10 protein-coding genes are annotated in these 15,591 nt (G+C 47.9%); 7 read left to right on the plus strand and 3 right to left on the minus strand.

The genetic code is table 11. The annotated features are described in order from the left end of the window. Window positions 1-251: 251 nt before the first annotated feature. The gene (locus DW205_RS06670) at window positions 252-2,906 is read left to right on the plus strand and encodes a DUF6383 domain-containing protein (protein WP_005864405.1); all 2,655 of its coding nucleotides are present in this window, start codon (window positions 252-254) and stop codon (window positions 2,904-2,906) included. A 107-nt stretch (window positions 2,907-3,013) separates the two neighbouring features. Here DW205_RS06670 and DW205_RS06675 read toward each other — a convergent pair whose 3' ends face one another. Beyond that, a complete protein-coding gene (locus DW205_RS06675; RefSeq protein WP_005864407.1) occupies window positions 3,014-3,838 on the minus strand; it encodes a hypothetical protein in 825 nt (274 codons plus the stop codon). An 87-nt stretch (window positions 3,839-3,925) separates the two neighbouring features. On the opposite strand from DW205_RS06675, the gene DW205_RS06680 reads away from it, so the two are divergent. Then, entirely contained in the window at window positions 3,926-5,356 is a 1,431-nt protein-coding gene (locus DW205_RS06680; RefSeq protein WP_005854484.1) for a CCA tRNA nucleotidyltransferase, read from the plus strand. 129 nt (window positions 5,357-5,485) lie between these two features. Here DW205_RS06680 and DW205_RS06685 read toward each other — a convergent pair whose 3' ends face one another. After that, window positions 5,486-7,699: a bifunctional (p)ppGpp synthetase/guanosine-3',5'-bis(diphosphate) 3'-pyrophosphohydrolase gene (locus tag DW205_RS06685; RefSeq protein WP_005864409.1), complete on the minus strand. Its 2,214-nt coding sequence runs from the start codon at window positions 7,697-7,699 to the stop codon at window positions 5,486-5,488. Between the two features lie 176 nt (window positions 7,700-7,875). On the opposite strand from DW205_RS06685, the gene DW205_RS06690 reads away from it, so the two are divergent. Further along, window positions 7,876-9,396, plus strand: a complete 1,521-nt coding sequence (locus DW205_RS06690) for a DUF4301 family protein (RefSeq protein WP_005854486.1) — start codon at window positions 7,876-7,878, stop codon at window positions 9,394-9,396. Between the two features lie 48 nt (window positions 9,397-9,444). Here DW205_RS06690 and DW205_RS06695 read toward each other — a convergent pair whose 3' ends face one another. Then, window positions 9,445-10,758: a Gfo/Idh/MocA family protein gene (locus tag DW205_RS06695; RefSeq protein WP_005864410.1), complete on the minus strand. Its 1,314-nt coding sequence runs from the start codon at window positions 10,756-10,758 to the stop codon at window positions 9,445-9,447. Window positions 10,759-11,022: 264 nt separating this feature from the next. On the opposite strand from DW205_RS06695, the gene DW205_RS06700 reads away from it, so the two are divergent. From DW205_RS06700 to DW205_RS06715, 4 genes are all read left to right on the plus strand, one after another. Further along, complete coding sequence (locus tag DW205_RS06700) at window positions 11,023-12,117, plus strand: PCMD domain-containing protein (RefSeq protein ID WP_005864411.1); 1,095 nt, start codon at window positions 11,023-11,025, stop codon at window positions 12,115-12,117. A 14-nt stretch (window positions 12,118-12,131) separates the two neighbouring features. Beyond that, on the plus strand, window positions 12,132-12,914 hold the full coding sequence (locus DW205_RS06705; RefSeq protein ID WP_005864412.1) for a porin family protein: 783 nt from the start codon (window positions 12,132-12,134) through the stop codon (window positions 12,912-12,914). 150 nt (window positions 12,915-13,064) lie between these two features. Next, on the plus strand, window positions 13,065-14,513 hold the full coding sequence (locus DW205_RS06710) for a Gfo/Idh/MocA family protein (RefSeq protein WP_005864413.1): 1,449 nt from the start codon (window positions 13,065-13,067) through the stop codon (window positions 14,511-14,513). Between the two features lie 23 nt (window positions 14,514-14,536). Beyond that, on the plus strand, window positions 14,537-15,541 hold the full coding sequence (locus DW205_RS06715; protein WP_005864414.1) for a sugar phosphate isomerase/epimerase: 1,005 nt from the start codon (window positions 14,537-14,539) through the stop codon (window positions 15,539-15,541). Window positions 15,542-15,591: the final 50 nt, after the last annotated feature.

A 15,591-nucleotide genomic window follows, 5' to 3' on the forward strand; every position in this document is an offset into this window, starting at 1 on the left:
TATTGAGTAGATTAGATTTCCAGCCGTTTTGCCTGTGAAGGTGGAGCGGTTTTTCTCCAAAATATATAGTTTCATGATATTACTATATAAATACACTGTTTACATTTTTAGTAGTATAGTCGTCCTGTTCGTGAGAATAGGACGATTTTTGTTATAAGACGCTAAATCGATTGTTAATCTCATACGCCCTCAAAACCTTTTCTAAACAACCCCTGTTTAGACTGTGATTAATAAATAAAATCTATTTGATTATGGACAAAAAATGTACTCTTATTGCTGCAGCCCTGATGGTTGCGGGCGTATTCTCGGCTAATGCTCAGTCGAGTACGACCGTTCCGGAGGCTCAGTGGAAAGCCGGTAACTATTATTATTTAAAGACAGGTTCTTCCGTTTTGTCTTTAAGTGGTGAGAAAGCCGACTCAGTAATTGTTAAAACTTTGGCGTCAGACGCTACCAAAGCCGCTATTGATTCTGCCTTGTGGCAAATCACGAATGCGGGCACGACTCCTGCTGGTCCTGTGTATCAATTCAAGAACAAGAAGACACAGGCCGTTTTGTCGTTTGCGGCTTCATCTACGGCAAAGCCTGTTATCACATCGGGCGTGAATCAGTGGACATTCTCTGACGCTGCCGGTGGTAGCGCTATTCAGGCTTATTACGGAAACAATCAAATCTTGGCGTTGGATGTAGCTGGGACAGACTTGAGCTTAGGTTCTTCTGCTTCTTCTACGAAATTTACCGTAGAGGCTCCTAGCGACGCTATGTATTTGAGCGCAAGTGAGCTAGGGGATGGTTTCCAAGTCTTTCAATTGACGTTTGGAGGAAATTATCAAGGAAATATCTTCGAGGGTAAGAACTTGATAGCGAAGAATACGGCGGCTCCCGCTACAGGCGCTATTGCGAACGCTAAATATGTGACCTTGCAAATCCAAGGTGACCAAGTATTTAGTGATGGTAAAGCAAAATACTTAGGTGTCGATACATTGAAGAATGTGATCGCCGGTGCTACCGGTGTATATGGGGCTAAGTTTACGGCTGACTCCACCTATGACGCTAGTGGCTTGCATACACTGGGTAACGCTGATTTCCAGAAATTCTATTTCACGATCAACTTGAAGAACGATGCTTTGGCTATGTATGCCGCTGCCGCTCCGACCGTGAACGCAAGTCCGATGACCTCCGTTCCGAACGTACGTGTCGTATATGCCAGCGTGATCGAGACGAAAGCCTTGACCGTATCTGACTTGCAGTCGGGTTCTACTCAACCTGCTCAAGGAGCCGCTCCTGTTATTACCGTAACGAAGGGAACTCCTTCTACGATCGCTACAGGTACAGGCGTATACTTCTTGAAGAGTGCGAGCAAGGGCGATAAGGGCGGACAATACGCTGTCGCTTACGATAAGAGTGCCGCTTCCGATAAGTTGGTAACCGCGGCAGGTTTCAAACCTTCTATTTATCAACCGAAGGGACAATGGTATATCAAGGAAAACAACGGAATGTATTCGGTTGTAGACCGTAATACGAATACGACTATTATTTCTAACGAGGAGATCTTCGCCGTTCAAGGTATGGCCAATACCTATACATTTGGGGGTAGCACCGATTCTATTACGGTGGAATATCAAGCGAATGTGGATTTAAAGGATAAATTCTTGGGTACTCGTCACTTCTCTGCGGAGGAACTCGCCGATAATGGTTATGTATTGAACTTGATCTCCGGTACTCCGGGTGTAGACGATCTGTATGCGTTTACTTCTGATTCCGTATTGATGATTAAATCCGGTGACGCAGCGAACGCAGCCGCTCTTCGTATCGTGGTTAGCCAAGATTCCGTACAGAATGTAACGGATGGTTTAGGTGCCCGTGCTTTAGGTGATACCTTGTATCATGCGACTTATATGTTGAAAGAACGTTTCAGCAATGATTTGGTTGCCAGCGAGAATGGCGGACCGTTGAAATTATCTGATTATACCGCTCCGTTGGAATTCGTATTCAATACGGCTACGACCGGTGGCAAATACCAGATGGCTACAAGGGTAGGCGCGACCACTCAATATGTTTTTATGAACGTGAATACGGCGAACCTGATCCTTTCCGATAAGGTTAACTACTTCGACTTTGTCGCTGTAGAGGCTCCGGAGTACGCTTCTATCGACAATTCTCACAAGCGTTTCGGTACGAATGGTAAGTTCTTGACGATGAATCCGCTGAATTTCTTCGCCGAAGTGAAGAACGAAGGCCAAGATATCTTGAAGTCAACTTATGAGACTGACAACTTCTCTTTATGGGTTCAAGAAGCCGATACCGTGATCGCTGGTAAACCGTTGTATTTCATCACGACATCGATCTATACGCCGGAGACAACTACCAAAGCTGTTTCTCCTCGCTACTATATGGTATCCTTGCGGGATTCTAACGAGACATTCGTTAGCAATGGCGCTACTTACTACCGTGTAGGCTTCAGCGATAAAGCGAATATCGTTCCGTCTTTGGATAACAACGCTTTGTTCGCCTTCAAGACAACTCAGGATGGTGGTTACTTATTGGAGAACCAGAAAGAGCTGAATCGCACCGTGGCCGCGGGCGAGTTGAAGACTCCTTATGTAGGTGTGGTAAACAATGTTGTGGTAATGTCTAATGTTGGCGTTCCGTTCACGATCGAGAATGCTCCGACTCCGGTTTCCAACGAACAATTGGAAGAGGTTGCCAGCTTCACGGTAATCGCTGGCGAGGCTAGCGTTACGGTCTTGAACGCGGCAGGCAAGACGGTTACATTGTCTAACATCTTAGGTCAGACCACCGCTTCCGCTATCGCTTCTTCAGATAACTTCGTGATGCCGGCATCGAAAGGTATCGTGGTAGTTTCCGTTGATGGCGAGACCGCCCAGAAGGTCGTCGTTAAATGATGAATAACTGATAGTGGATATCAGTCTGTATACTAACGCCGGGATTCCTACTGTATGGTAGGGATCCCGGTGCTTTTTTATAGGTAGGCCATTTGTATGGAGGGATTCTACTCCTCCAGTTTATTCTTTAGATAAGCGATCTTCTTCTCTGATTTCTCTTTCAAGGTGTTCATGCTCTTGATATCGCTTAATACGGTGGCGAGGTTGAAGGTGTTGACGATCGCTTTCTTGTCGGCGTCCGCCATATATATAATGTAAGGCTTGCCTCCCGTGTATTCCACCTTGATCCGCTCTTTCTCGTTATCGTAGATGAACTTGACGGCATCGACGCAGTGCTCCCCCTTGTAGGTCACTACCTCCGTGGTGCTTCCCATATCCTTGAAGCGGTAATTCAGTCCGCCGTCGTACGGGATGGAAGCGGTCTCGGCGAATTGGCCGTCTTTCAGGCTCAGCTTGATTCCCGTATGCTCGATGGGGCGTCCGCCGTAATATACGCTGGCCAGATACATCTCGCCCTCCTCGTTCACGCCGCAACGTACGTAACAACGTTGCACGTTGCGCTCTATCGTCTGCTGTTTCCAGATATAATTGCCGATTTCCTCGTAAACGGAATCCTTCTCGAAAGCGAAGCCTTTCTTCAATCCCTCTACTTCCTCCAGCTTGATAGGGAGTAAGCTGTCGCAGAAAGCGATATTGCGCTCCGCCTCCTTTACTTCTACTTGGCGCATAAGCGTTAATCCCTGCTTCAGCACCTTTACTTCCTTGGGATAGAGCGTCCGGATACTGTCTATCTCGTTCTTCGCCCCGAAAAACTCGTTATTCTCGTACATGGCCCGGGCCTTGTCCAAACGGGCCTGAGCCGCTTTCTCGTCTCCGTTACAGCCCGTTAAAATGGCGGCAATGAGCGTTATACAGATCGCTAACTTTTTCATATCTTTCTCGTTCAATGTATTTGATACCGCAAAAGTACATGAAATTTGATTATCTTTGCGCTCTTTATTGGATTTGAATACATAAATATGTATATAAACGAGGAAGAGATAGTAAATCATATATCCGCGAAGCCTTTCCATTTGATATCGGAGGCGGCGGAAGAGCTAGGTGTTGAGGTATATGTAATAGGCGGATATGTGCGGGATATTTTCTTGAACCGCCCATCCAAGGATATAGACGTGGTAGCGGTTGGCAGCGGTATCGAGTTGGCCAAACGAGTGGCCAAGAAGATCGGGCGTGGCGCTTATCTTTCCGTCTTCAAGAATTTCGGGACGGCGCAGGTGAAAGCCGGCGATCTGGAGCTGGAATTCGTGGGGGCAAGGAAAGAATCCTACAGTCATGACAGCCGTAAGCCTGTCGTGGAAGACGGCACCTTGGAGGATGACCAGAACCGCCGGGATTTCACGATCAACGCCTTGGCCCTTTGCCTGAACAAGGAGCGTTACGGAGAATTGGTCGATCCCTTCGGCGGGTTGGAGGATATGGACGAGCTTACGATCCGTACGCCTTTAGACCCGGATGTTACTTTCAGCGATGATCCGCTCCGGATGATGCGTGCGGTTCGTTTCGCCACTCAATTAGGTTTCTTTATCGATCCCGATACCTTCGACGCCATCATCCGCAACCGGGAGCGTATCTCCATCATCTCCAAGGAGCGTATCGTGGACGAGTTGAACAAGATCGTCCTCTCGCCAAAGCCCTCTATCGGTTTCGACTTGCTGGATAAATGCGGACTGTTGCCATTGATTTTCCCCGAGCTTTGCGCCTTGAAAGGCGTGGAGACCAAGGAGGGGATCGGGCATAAGGATAATTTCGCCCATACCTTGATGGTGCTGGATCGTTTGAGCAAGACTTCCGATAATCTATGGCTGCGTTGGAGCGCCCTCTTCCACGATATCGCCAAGCCTGCCACGAAGCGTTTCGACCCTCGCTTGGGATGGACGTTCCATAATCATAATTTTATCGGCGAGCGGATGATCCCCGGTATTTTTAGGAAGATGAAACTCCCGATGAACGAGAAGATGAAGTACGTGCAGAAGATGGTAAGCCTGCATATGCGTCCGATCGCCTTGTCGGACGATGAGGTGACGGATTCGGCGATCCGCCGTCTGCTGTTTGACGCGGGAGATGATATCGACGATTTGATGAAACTGTGCGAGGCCGATATCACGAGCAAGAACCCGGAGAAGGTTCGCCGTTTCTTGAACAATTTCCGTAAGGTGCGCGAGAAGCTGGCCGATATAGAGGAAAAAGACCGTGTCCGTAACTTCCAGCCCCCGGTATCCGGCGAGGAGATCATGGAGACGTTTGGCTTGGCTCCCTCCAAGCCTGTCGGCGTGCTGAAGGAGGCGATCAAGAACGCCATCCTCGACGGCGTGATCCCGAACGAGTATGAGGCGGCCCGGCAGTTCCTAATACAACGTGCGGAGAAGATGGGGCTGAAGCCGATTCTGTGATCCGGGTATAGTCACAAGGCCCAGTCGTACAGTTGGCACAGTCCCCTGTACGAAGTACTGCGGTACTTCCTAGAGGGTACTGTAGTACTTCGTACAGAGTACTACGGTACTTCGTGCACAGTACACTGTCTAAGAATTTAATCGCTCTACCGCTTTCACGCCGTTTACCGCCTTGATCTTTTTCGTCAGCAAGTTTAATGCGGTCGTATCTCTTACCAATACGGTAAAGTTACCTTGGAATAATCCGTCTACCGAGTTGATGTTTAAGGAGCGAAGCGTGACGTTCGATTCTTTTCCGATCACGGAGGTGATGTTGGTGACGATCGCTATATCGTCCCGTCCGATCACCCGCAGCGTAACCGTATAGCCATTGTCTCCCTTGCCACTCCATTTCGCACGGATGATCCGGTAACCGAAGCGGCTGAACATCTCTTGGGCGTTCGGGCAATCCATACGGTGGATCTTGATACCCTGTGTGGAGACGAAACCGAAAACCTCGTCGCCATAAATCGGGTTGCAGCATTTGGCGAGTTTATATTCGATACCCGTCAGGTTCTTGTCGATCACCAAGACATCCTTGTTCGTCGATATCTCCTCCACCGGAGTCATCGTCACGAATTCCTCGGCGCTACGCACCTCGGTACGCTCGTTCGTCTCCGTCTCCTTGCGGAAAGCCTCCAGATATTCGTCGATTACTTGGTTGGGATCGAGGCGTTCCTCGGCGATCTCGATGTAGAAGTCCGTGACGGTCTTGAATCCTTTCTTCTTGATATAGCGCATCATGGTCGGCTCGTCCATGTCGATCTTCCGGTTCTTGAAGCGGCGCTGCAACATCTCTTTGGCGAATTCCACGGCCTTCACGGTCTCCTCCTTCAAGGCCTGCTTGATCTTCACACGGGCCTTGGAGGTGACGACGAAGTTCAGCCAATCCCGCTTCGGGCTTTGGGCGGGCGACGTGATGACGGATACGCTATCGCCGTTGTTCAAGGTGTATTTGATCGGAACGTTCTTACCGTTCACTTTCGCCGACACGCATTTGCTTCCTAGCTTCGTGTGGATGGCAAAGGCGAAATCGAGGACCGTCGCTCCCTTGGCCAGCTTGATAAGCTCGCCGGTAGGCGTGAAGACGTAGATCTCATCCTTATATAGATCCATCTTGAAATCCTGCATCAAGTCGAGCGGATTATTCTCCTTGGTCTCCAAGGCGGCACGTACGGTATTCAAGAACTCGTCTAGCCCGCTCTCCGCTTTCACGCCCTTGTATTTCCAATGCGCCGCCAGGCCTCGCTCGGCGATCTCATCCATCCGCTTCGTACGGATCTGCACCTCCACCCATTTATTTTGCGGGCCCATCACCGTGATGTGCAAGCTCTCGTAACCGTTGGTCTTCGGGATGGAGATCCAGTCCTTCATACGCTTCGGGTTGGGCTGGTACATATCGGTGACGATGGAGTAGACTTGCCAGCATTCCGAGCGTTCCTTCTCCAGCGGCGTATCCAATACGATCCGGATAGCGAAAAGATCGTAGATACCCTCGAATTCCACCTGCTGCTTTTTCAGCTTGTTATTAATGGAATGTATGGATTTGGTACGCCCCTTGATATCGAACTTGAATCCTGCCGCTGCCAGCTTCCGCTTGATCGGGGCGATGAACTCGGCGATATAAGCGTCGCGGGAGCGTTTCGTCTCATTCAGTTTCCGTTTGATGAAGTCATACTGTTTCCTGTCCGTGTATTTCAGGGAAAGGTCTTCCAGCTCGCTCTTGATAGTATATAAGCCCAACCGGTGGGCGAGGGGAGCGTACAAATAAGAGGCCTCGGTAGCCAGCCGGATACGATCATCCTCTTGCATCTGTTTTCCCATACGCATGAGGCAGAGGCGGTCGGCGATCATAAGCAAGATCACACGTACGTCCTCGGCAAACGAGAAAAGCAAATGATGGAAATTCTCCGAGTTGACGGCGGTGTTCCGGGCATACAGGTCGGAGGTCTTCAAGAGGCGACGGATGATCAAGGTCACGTCCGCTCCGAATTTCTGCTCCACTTCCTCTATCGTGATCGCTTTCTTCAATACCGGGCGGTATAATAGGAGGGCGATGACCGAGGTGCGTTTCAAGCCAATCTCCAAGGTGGCGATCAAGGCCGTGTCAATATTTCGCAATAAACCGTTGATACCATTCTTATCCCTGCCGTAGCAATCGAGGGCGACAACCCGCTTCATCAGCTCCTTCATCTTTCGGATATCTTCCCTCTCGAGGAAAGAGTAAAGGTTTCGTAACAGGAGCCTGTATTTGGAGAAGAACAGCTTCTTTTCCTCAGACGTAAAGAATCCAATTGTATCCATAGTTATATCATTTTTATTGCCCGGTTGAGGACAAACCGCAAAACATGCTGTAAAAATACTTTTTTCTATGGAATTTCAACATGTATCTTGCGGTTATTTTATACATTTGCGATACACATAGCGCATAAGTGCCCTGTGGTGTTACTGATGAGATTATTCACATTAAATACTATACTATGTTAAACGCAAACGATTTAGAACAGCTGAAAGCCAAAGGAATCAGCGAAAAACAGATTGAAGAGCAACTCGCTTGCTTCGTAAAAGGTTTCCCTTTCCTTGAGATAGCGGCCTCCGCTTCGGTAGAAAAAGGTATTATGGTAATATCTAAAGAGGAACAGGCTTCTTATATGGATGCTTGGGACGCTTATCTGGCTAAAAACAAGAAAATCGTAAAATTCGTACCTGCCTCCGGCGCTGCTAGCCGTATGTTTAAGAATCTGTACGAGTTCCTTTCTGCGGATTATAAGGAACCGATGAACGCTTTCGAGAAGAAATTCTTTAGCGAGATCGAGAAATTCGCTTTCTATAAGGCTTTGGACAAGAAGTGCGTGGAGAATACAGGGAAAGATATTCCTGCGTTGGTAGCCTTGGGCGAGTACAAGGAGGTGGTATCCAATTTATTGGAGCCGAAAGGCTTGAATTACGGACAGCTACCGAAAGGCTTGTTGCTTTTCCATAAATATGCCGATACGGTTCGTACGGCGATGGAAGAACATTTGGCCGAAGGCGCCATGTACGCCAAGAATAACGCCGGCGAGGTGAATATCCATTTCACGGTATCTCCGGAGCATCAGGCTTTATTCGAGCAATTGGTTGCCGATAAATCTGGCGAGTACGAGGAGAAGTTCTCTGTGAAATACGATGTCTCTTTCAGTATCCAGAAACCGAGTACTGATACGGTAGCGGCCGCTATGGATAACACGCCGTTCCGCGATAAGAATGATAAGTTATTGTTCCGTCCGGGTGGGCATGGAGCCTTGATCGAGAATTTGAACGATGTGGATGCCGACGTGGTATTTATCAAGAATATAGATAACGTGGTTCCGGATAGCTTCAAATGCTCTACGGTTATCTACAAGAAGGTGATCGCCGGTGTCTTGGTAACATTGCAGGAGAAAGCCTTCAGATATCTGGAACAGATCGAGACCGGCAAATATACCCATGCCGAGGTAGAGGAGATGATTCATTTCTTGCAAGACGACCTATGTATCAAGAACCCGGATACGAAATTACTGGAAGACGCCGAGTTAATCCTGTATATCAAGAGCAAACTGCTTCGCCCGTTGCGTGTATGCGGTATGGTGAAGAATGTGGGCGAGCCGGGTGGCGGTCCGTTCCTTGCGGTGAATCCGGACGGTACGGTTTCCTTGCAGGTGCTTGAAAGCTCCCAGATCGATATGAGCGATCCGGCTAAGAAGGCGATGTTTGAGAAGGGTACTCACTTTAATCCCGTGGATTTGGTTTGCGCCGTTAAGAATCACAAGGGAGAGAAATACAACTTGCCGGATTATGTGGATAAGAATACGGGCTTCATCTCTTATAAGAGCAAGGATGGCCGCGAATTGAAAGCGCTGGAATTGCCGGGCTTGTGGAACGGTGCCATGAGCGACTGGAACACGGTATTCGTAGAAGTTCCTATCGAGACATTCAACCCCGTGAAGACGGTGAACGACCTGTTACGCCCCGAACATCAATAAATACCCAGTTGTAGAGACGAGGCACGCCCCGTCTCTACAACTAGATCCTTATATTTTCGGTAATTCCCACGGTGCCCTGTATTCCTTGCACAGCAGCTTATCCGCCTCCGCGTCATGGAAACTCTTTCCATCCCAAGATAATTTTTTCCCGGTCCGATAAGCGATATTCCCCAATTGCGAGAACTTGGCGATATGTGCTCCGATCTCTACGCTCGCGTTGCAATTCCGGTTCCGGCTCTTGATACATTCCAAATGATTCTTCGCATGCAAATTCAAGCCACCCTCTCCGTATGACTTCTTCAAGGGAACAGCCTCCATGCGGGCCTGTCCGTTTACTTTTTCCGGAATAACCTCCCAGCCGCTACGATCGATCACCAAGGTACCGTTCTCGCCAACGAATCCTAGGCCATGATTCCGTCCGTAGGCCCCGTCGTCAATGCCGATCGCATGATCCCACATAACGGTGAAGTCCTTGAATGTATAGATGGTTTGCAATAAGTCCGGGGTCTCGCAAGCATCATCCGGATAACCGAACTTGCCTCCGGATGCCATGATGGATTCCGGTGCGGTAACGTTCATGCCATATAATGCGTAGTCTAACAGGTGAACACCCCAGTCTGTCATCAAACCTCCCGCATAATCCCAGAACCAACGGAACGTGAAATGAAAACGGTTCCGGTTGAATGGGCGTCGTGGTGCCGGCCCTAGCCACATATCATAATCAACACCGGCAGGAACCGCCTCATCCGGCTTTACGGGGATGGAAGGGCACCAACCCTGATAAGAGAAGACACGTACCGTACGGATCTTCCCTAGCTGTCCTCCATGTACGAACGCCATGGCATCTTGCCAATGCGGATCGCTTCGTTGCCATTGTCCCACCTGTACAACCCGATTGTATTTCTGGGCCGCACGTACCATTATATTACATTCCTCGATGCTGTTGCCTAGCGGTTTCTCACAATACACATCCTTCCCGGCTTGGCAAGCGGATACCATTTGCAGACAGTGCCAATGATCGGGAGTTCCTACGATTACGAGATCGATATCCTTATTATCTATCAATTTACGCCAGTCTTTATACAAATGCTTCACTTTCTTCCCGGTGATCTTCTCGGTCTCTGCCGCCCGGTTGTTTAATACGTTCTCATCGATATCCGACAAGGCGATACACTCTACTTCCGGATTACGAAGGAACGCTTTTAGGTCTTCGAATCCCATGCCGTTACATCCGATAAGCCCAACGCCTATCTTATCGTTTGCGCCCACACCGGCATTCCCAGCTTTAATGAAAAAAGGACTGATGGTAAGTCCGGCACCGAGCAAGGCGGTCTGCCGGAGAAAATCTCTTCGTGTTGTCATATGGTCTATACAGATTTAAGTATACGCGATATTAGTAGTATTTTATGACAATCGCAAATATATAAACCTCATTCTCTTGGAATCTCGTCATTTCCGTAGGTGTGAGAAAAGGGCATTGTAAAAAAAGTTATTAAAATATATAGGAATACTACGTATCGCATAATAGATTACCTTTGTTCCCCGTTATAGGTACTTGAAAGAGACCTATATGAATAATAGGGAGGTGTGATCCTTTTTCAATATGAATTATAAAGATTTTGAAGTATGAAGGTACAAAGTTTTGTTTTATGCTTTTTATTGACGCTACTCTCCGTCTCTTGTATCCGGGAGGAGGCGCCCAATGCGGAAGCGGATATCTTATCGTGTACGGTAGATGGCGATATATTGAAAACCGAGCCGGAGATCGACAACGAGTCCGTGACGCTGACCGTGAAAAGTGACGCCGATATTACAAACCTAGCCCCGGTATTCACCTTGACTCCCGGCGCTACTATCAAGCCTGCTAGTGGCACCGCTTTTGATTTTACGACCCCGAGAACCTATACGGTTACTTCCGAGGATGGCCACTGGACGAAGACCTATACGGTACGTTGCATCGTCTCTGGTGTGAGCACGGAATATCATTTCGAGCATATAACGATGGAGCCGAAGAATGAACGTTATCAGATATTCTATGATTTCACGTCGAATGGAGATTCCGTGACATGGGCGAGTGGTAACGCCGGTTTTGGCTTGACGGGTGTACCCAAGACTCCGTTGGATTATCCCACCATGCAAGACGATAACGGATATGTCGGTAAATGCGCTAAGTTGGTGACCCGCAGCACGGGTAGTTTCGGTAGCGGATTCGGTATGCCTATCGCCGCGGGAAACCTTTTTATCGGTACGTTTGATTTGCTGAACGCTATTCCGGACGCAAGGAAAGGCACGAGATTGGGACGTCCTTTCGATCATGTGCCGACTTACTTGAGTGGTTATTATAAATATAAAGCGGGTGAGTCGTATAAAGTGAATGGCGAGGAGGTAAAAGGTAAGAAAGACCAATGTGATATCTACGCCATCTTCTATGAGACGGATGAGAATGTGAAATATTTGGATGGTTTCAACGGGCTGACAAGCCCGAACCTGATATCCGTTGCCCGGATCAGCGATCAGAAAGAGACGGATGAGTGGACGCGTTTCTATATCCCGTTCGTGGCTAAGCCCGGTAAGGTGATCGATAAGGATAAGCTGGCGAAAGGTGGTTATCAGTTATCCATAGTCTTCTCTTCGAGTTTGAAAGGTGATGTCTTCGAGGGAGCGGAAGGTAGCACGCTTTGGATCGATGAGGTTGAGATAATCCAGTCCGGTGAGAACTAAAAAAACAAGAGGATATGAAAAGATATATAGTATTAATAGGTATACTGTGCCTGTCGGGTGTCGTTACGTTGAAGGCGCAGCAGGAAAGAAACCAAGGAATCATCTGGTCTTCCCTAAGGGGATTGGAATATACGGTAAAGGCTGGTATCAATATCGGCGGAACCGCTCCGGTGCCATTGCCTCGTGAGATTCGTGCGATAGATAGTTATCGCCCTACGCTTTGTGTCTCCATAGAGGGCGATATCAAGAAATGGTTCGGCGAGAGCAAGGAATGGGGTATGATGATCGGTCTCCGTCTGGAGAATAAAGGTATGGAGACAAAAGCGACGGTTAAGAATTACAGCATGGAGATCATTGGCTCCGGCGGTGAGAAGCTGAAAGGAAACTGGACCGGCGGCGTGCAGACGAAAGTGGAGAACACTTATTTCTCGATACCGGTCGTGGCTCTTTACCAATTGAATAACCGGGTGAGTTTCTCGGCGGGACCATTTGTCTCGTTCGCTACAAACCGGAACTTCTCCGGCTACGTATACGACGGATATCTGCGTGAGATCAATCCTACCGGTACGAAGGTGGAGTTTTCTGGTGACAACCGTGCTTCCTATGATTTCTCGGATAACTTAAGAAAGTTTCAGTGGGGAGCGCAGATCGGTACAGAATGGAAAGCGTTTAAGCACCTTATCGTATACGCTGACTTGACATGGGGATTGAACGATATCTTCCAAAAGGATTTCGATACGATTACCTTCGGGATGTATCCGATCTATCTGAACGTAGGCTTCGGATATGCGTTTTAGGAATTGATATGAATCAAAATAAGGCTATCCCGGACAAGGATAGCCTTTTTTATTAAAAGATTATTATGGAAATAAATTATTTTTTATAACTTTGGGGCGATAATTCTCAGACCAAGTTACATTTTATCTTATATTATTAACAAAATTACCATGAAAGAAAACACTAAGAAGGGCGTAAGCCGTAGAGAGTTTTTGGGTCTTTCCGCACTAGGATTGGCTAGTTTAACAATTCTTCCCAGTTGGGCCATGAATGGCGTTCGTATCGCTCCGAGCGATCGAGTCGTTTTAGGTTTTATCGGCCTAGGTCAGCAAGCATTATCAGACTTTAAAGGATTTGCCGCATGTCCGGGCGTACAGGTTGCCGCATGTTGTGACGTGGACACGATGAAAACAGAGCGTTTCAGAAGACGTGTCGCTGAATGGCAAGCTTCAAAGGGAATGAACCAACGTTGTGATCAATATGAGTTTTACGAGGATTTGCTGGAGCGTAAGGATATCGATGCTATCGAGGTCGCTACCCCGGACCATTGGCATGCTTTGGCTACCATCCATTCTTGTCAATCCGGAAAAGACGTATATTGCCAGAAACCGTTGGCTTATACGATCTCCGAAGGCTTGGCTATGGTGAAGGCTGTACGTAATAACAAACGTGTGCTTCAAGTAGGTAGCCAGCAACGTTCCAGCAAAGAGTTCCAAGCTGCGATCGATATGGTTCAGAATGGAGCCATCGGTCATATAGAGAAAATATATGCACGTGTAGGTGAGCCTCCTACGCCGCTGAGCTTGCCGGAAATGCCGGTTCCCGCTAATTTGAACTTCAATCAGTGGATGGGTCCGTTGAACGATCCGAAGATCCATTATCATCCCGATTTATGTCCTCCTATTTCTCTGGATCCGGAAGAGAACGAGAAACTATGGGGTGCATGGCGTTGGTATCAAGAGACCGGTAATGGTTATACCGCTGACTGGGGCGCTCATATGTTTGATATCGCCCAAGCTGCTATCGGTATGGATGGTTCTGGTCCGGTTGAGTTTACGCCCAAGGGATACAATGGCACACAATATTCAACTATGCGCTATGCGAATGGTATCGTAATGACTGAACAACCTTATTTGGAGGATAATCCGGATGCGCAGGGTATTAAGTTTGTCGGAGATAACGGTTGGATCGAGGTAGCTCGTGGCTACATCAACTGCTCTGATCAGTCTAAGATCCCCTCCGACCTGAAGAACTTGATCGAGAAGCGCCCGAGAATGATGACTCCGGAAGAGCGTAAGAAGATGTATGAGGAATATATGAAGAAGCTGAAAGACAGTAAAAAGAAGGGTAACGATGCTGGCAATTATGAGACTAGCGCTCCGCATATGCAGAACTTCATCGACTGCGTTCGTTCACGTGAGAACCCGATCGCTCCGGTTGAGGTAGGTTGCAGTACGAATACGCTTTGTTGCTTACAGAATATCGCTCGTGAGCTAGGCCGTCCGGTTAAATGGAACCCGGCTACATTAAGCTTCGGTAATGATAAGGAGGCGGCTTCCCACCGTTTGTACTGGTATCAATATCGCAACCCGTATTCATTGCCTTATTTCTGTAAATAAGCCTATTTAAATAGAATGATGTTATGAGTAACAGACGGGATTTCTTAAAAAATATCTCTCTCTTTGCCGCTGGTGGATTGCTGGCTGGTAAAGCCGGTTCCGTAAATGCGGCGAACGCTGCGTTGGGAGTTGTGGATGAGGTCCATGCCGGCAAAGAGATTGGCTTGCAGATCTATTCTTTATCCCAAGAATTATATAAAGGCGACGTGGCCGCTAATCTTCGGAAGGTGAAGGATATGGGATACTCCAAGCTGGAGTTGGCGGGTTATGGTAAAGGCGCTATCGGAGGTGTTCCTATGATGGACTTCAAGAAAATGGCGGAAGACGCAGGCTTGAAGATCATTAGCTCGCACGTGAATCCAGTCGACGCATCTATCTCTGACCCTTTTAAGGCTATGATTTTCAAATACTCGAAGGAGGTTACCCCAAAGATCATGGAGTATTGGAAAGCTACGGCTGCCGATCATGCGAAACTAGGCTGTAAATATTTGATCCAGCCGATGATGCCGACGATTACTACGCACGATGAGGCTAAACTTGTTTGCGATATTTTCAATCAGGCCTCGGATGTTATCAAGGCGGAAGGTATCGCCACTGGTTTTGGCTATCATAATCATAATATGGAGTTCAATCGGGTCGCGACGAAAGAGCAACAGGAGAAGGTGAAAGGAAATCCTTTCGCCGCTTTCATGAAAGTTGGAGACCAGATTTATGACTTGATGCTGAAAGACACGGACCCGAGCAAGGTTTACTTCGAGATGGATGTTTATTGGACTGTCATGGGACAAAACGATCCTGTCGAGTATATGCAGAAACATCCGGATCGTATCAAGGTATTACATATCAAGGATCGTGCCGTATTCGGCCAAAGTGGTATGATGAACTTTGAGATGATATTCAAGCAAATGTATGCGAACGGAATCAAAGACTATTTCGTAGAGTTGGAGCAGATGCCGGACGGACGTACTCAATTTGCGGGTGTGAAGGATTGCGCCGACTATTTGATCAAGGCTCCTTTTGTAAAATGAAGTAACAATCGATAGATCGTAAGCCTCGGGGTTAATAGACTCCGGGGCTT

The organism is Parabacteroides sp. AM17-47 (genome assembly GCF_003434625.1).
GTDB classification, from domain to species: domain Bacteria; phylum Bacteroidota; class Bacteroidia; order Bacteroidales; family Tannerellaceae; genus Parabacteroides; species Parabacteroides distasonis.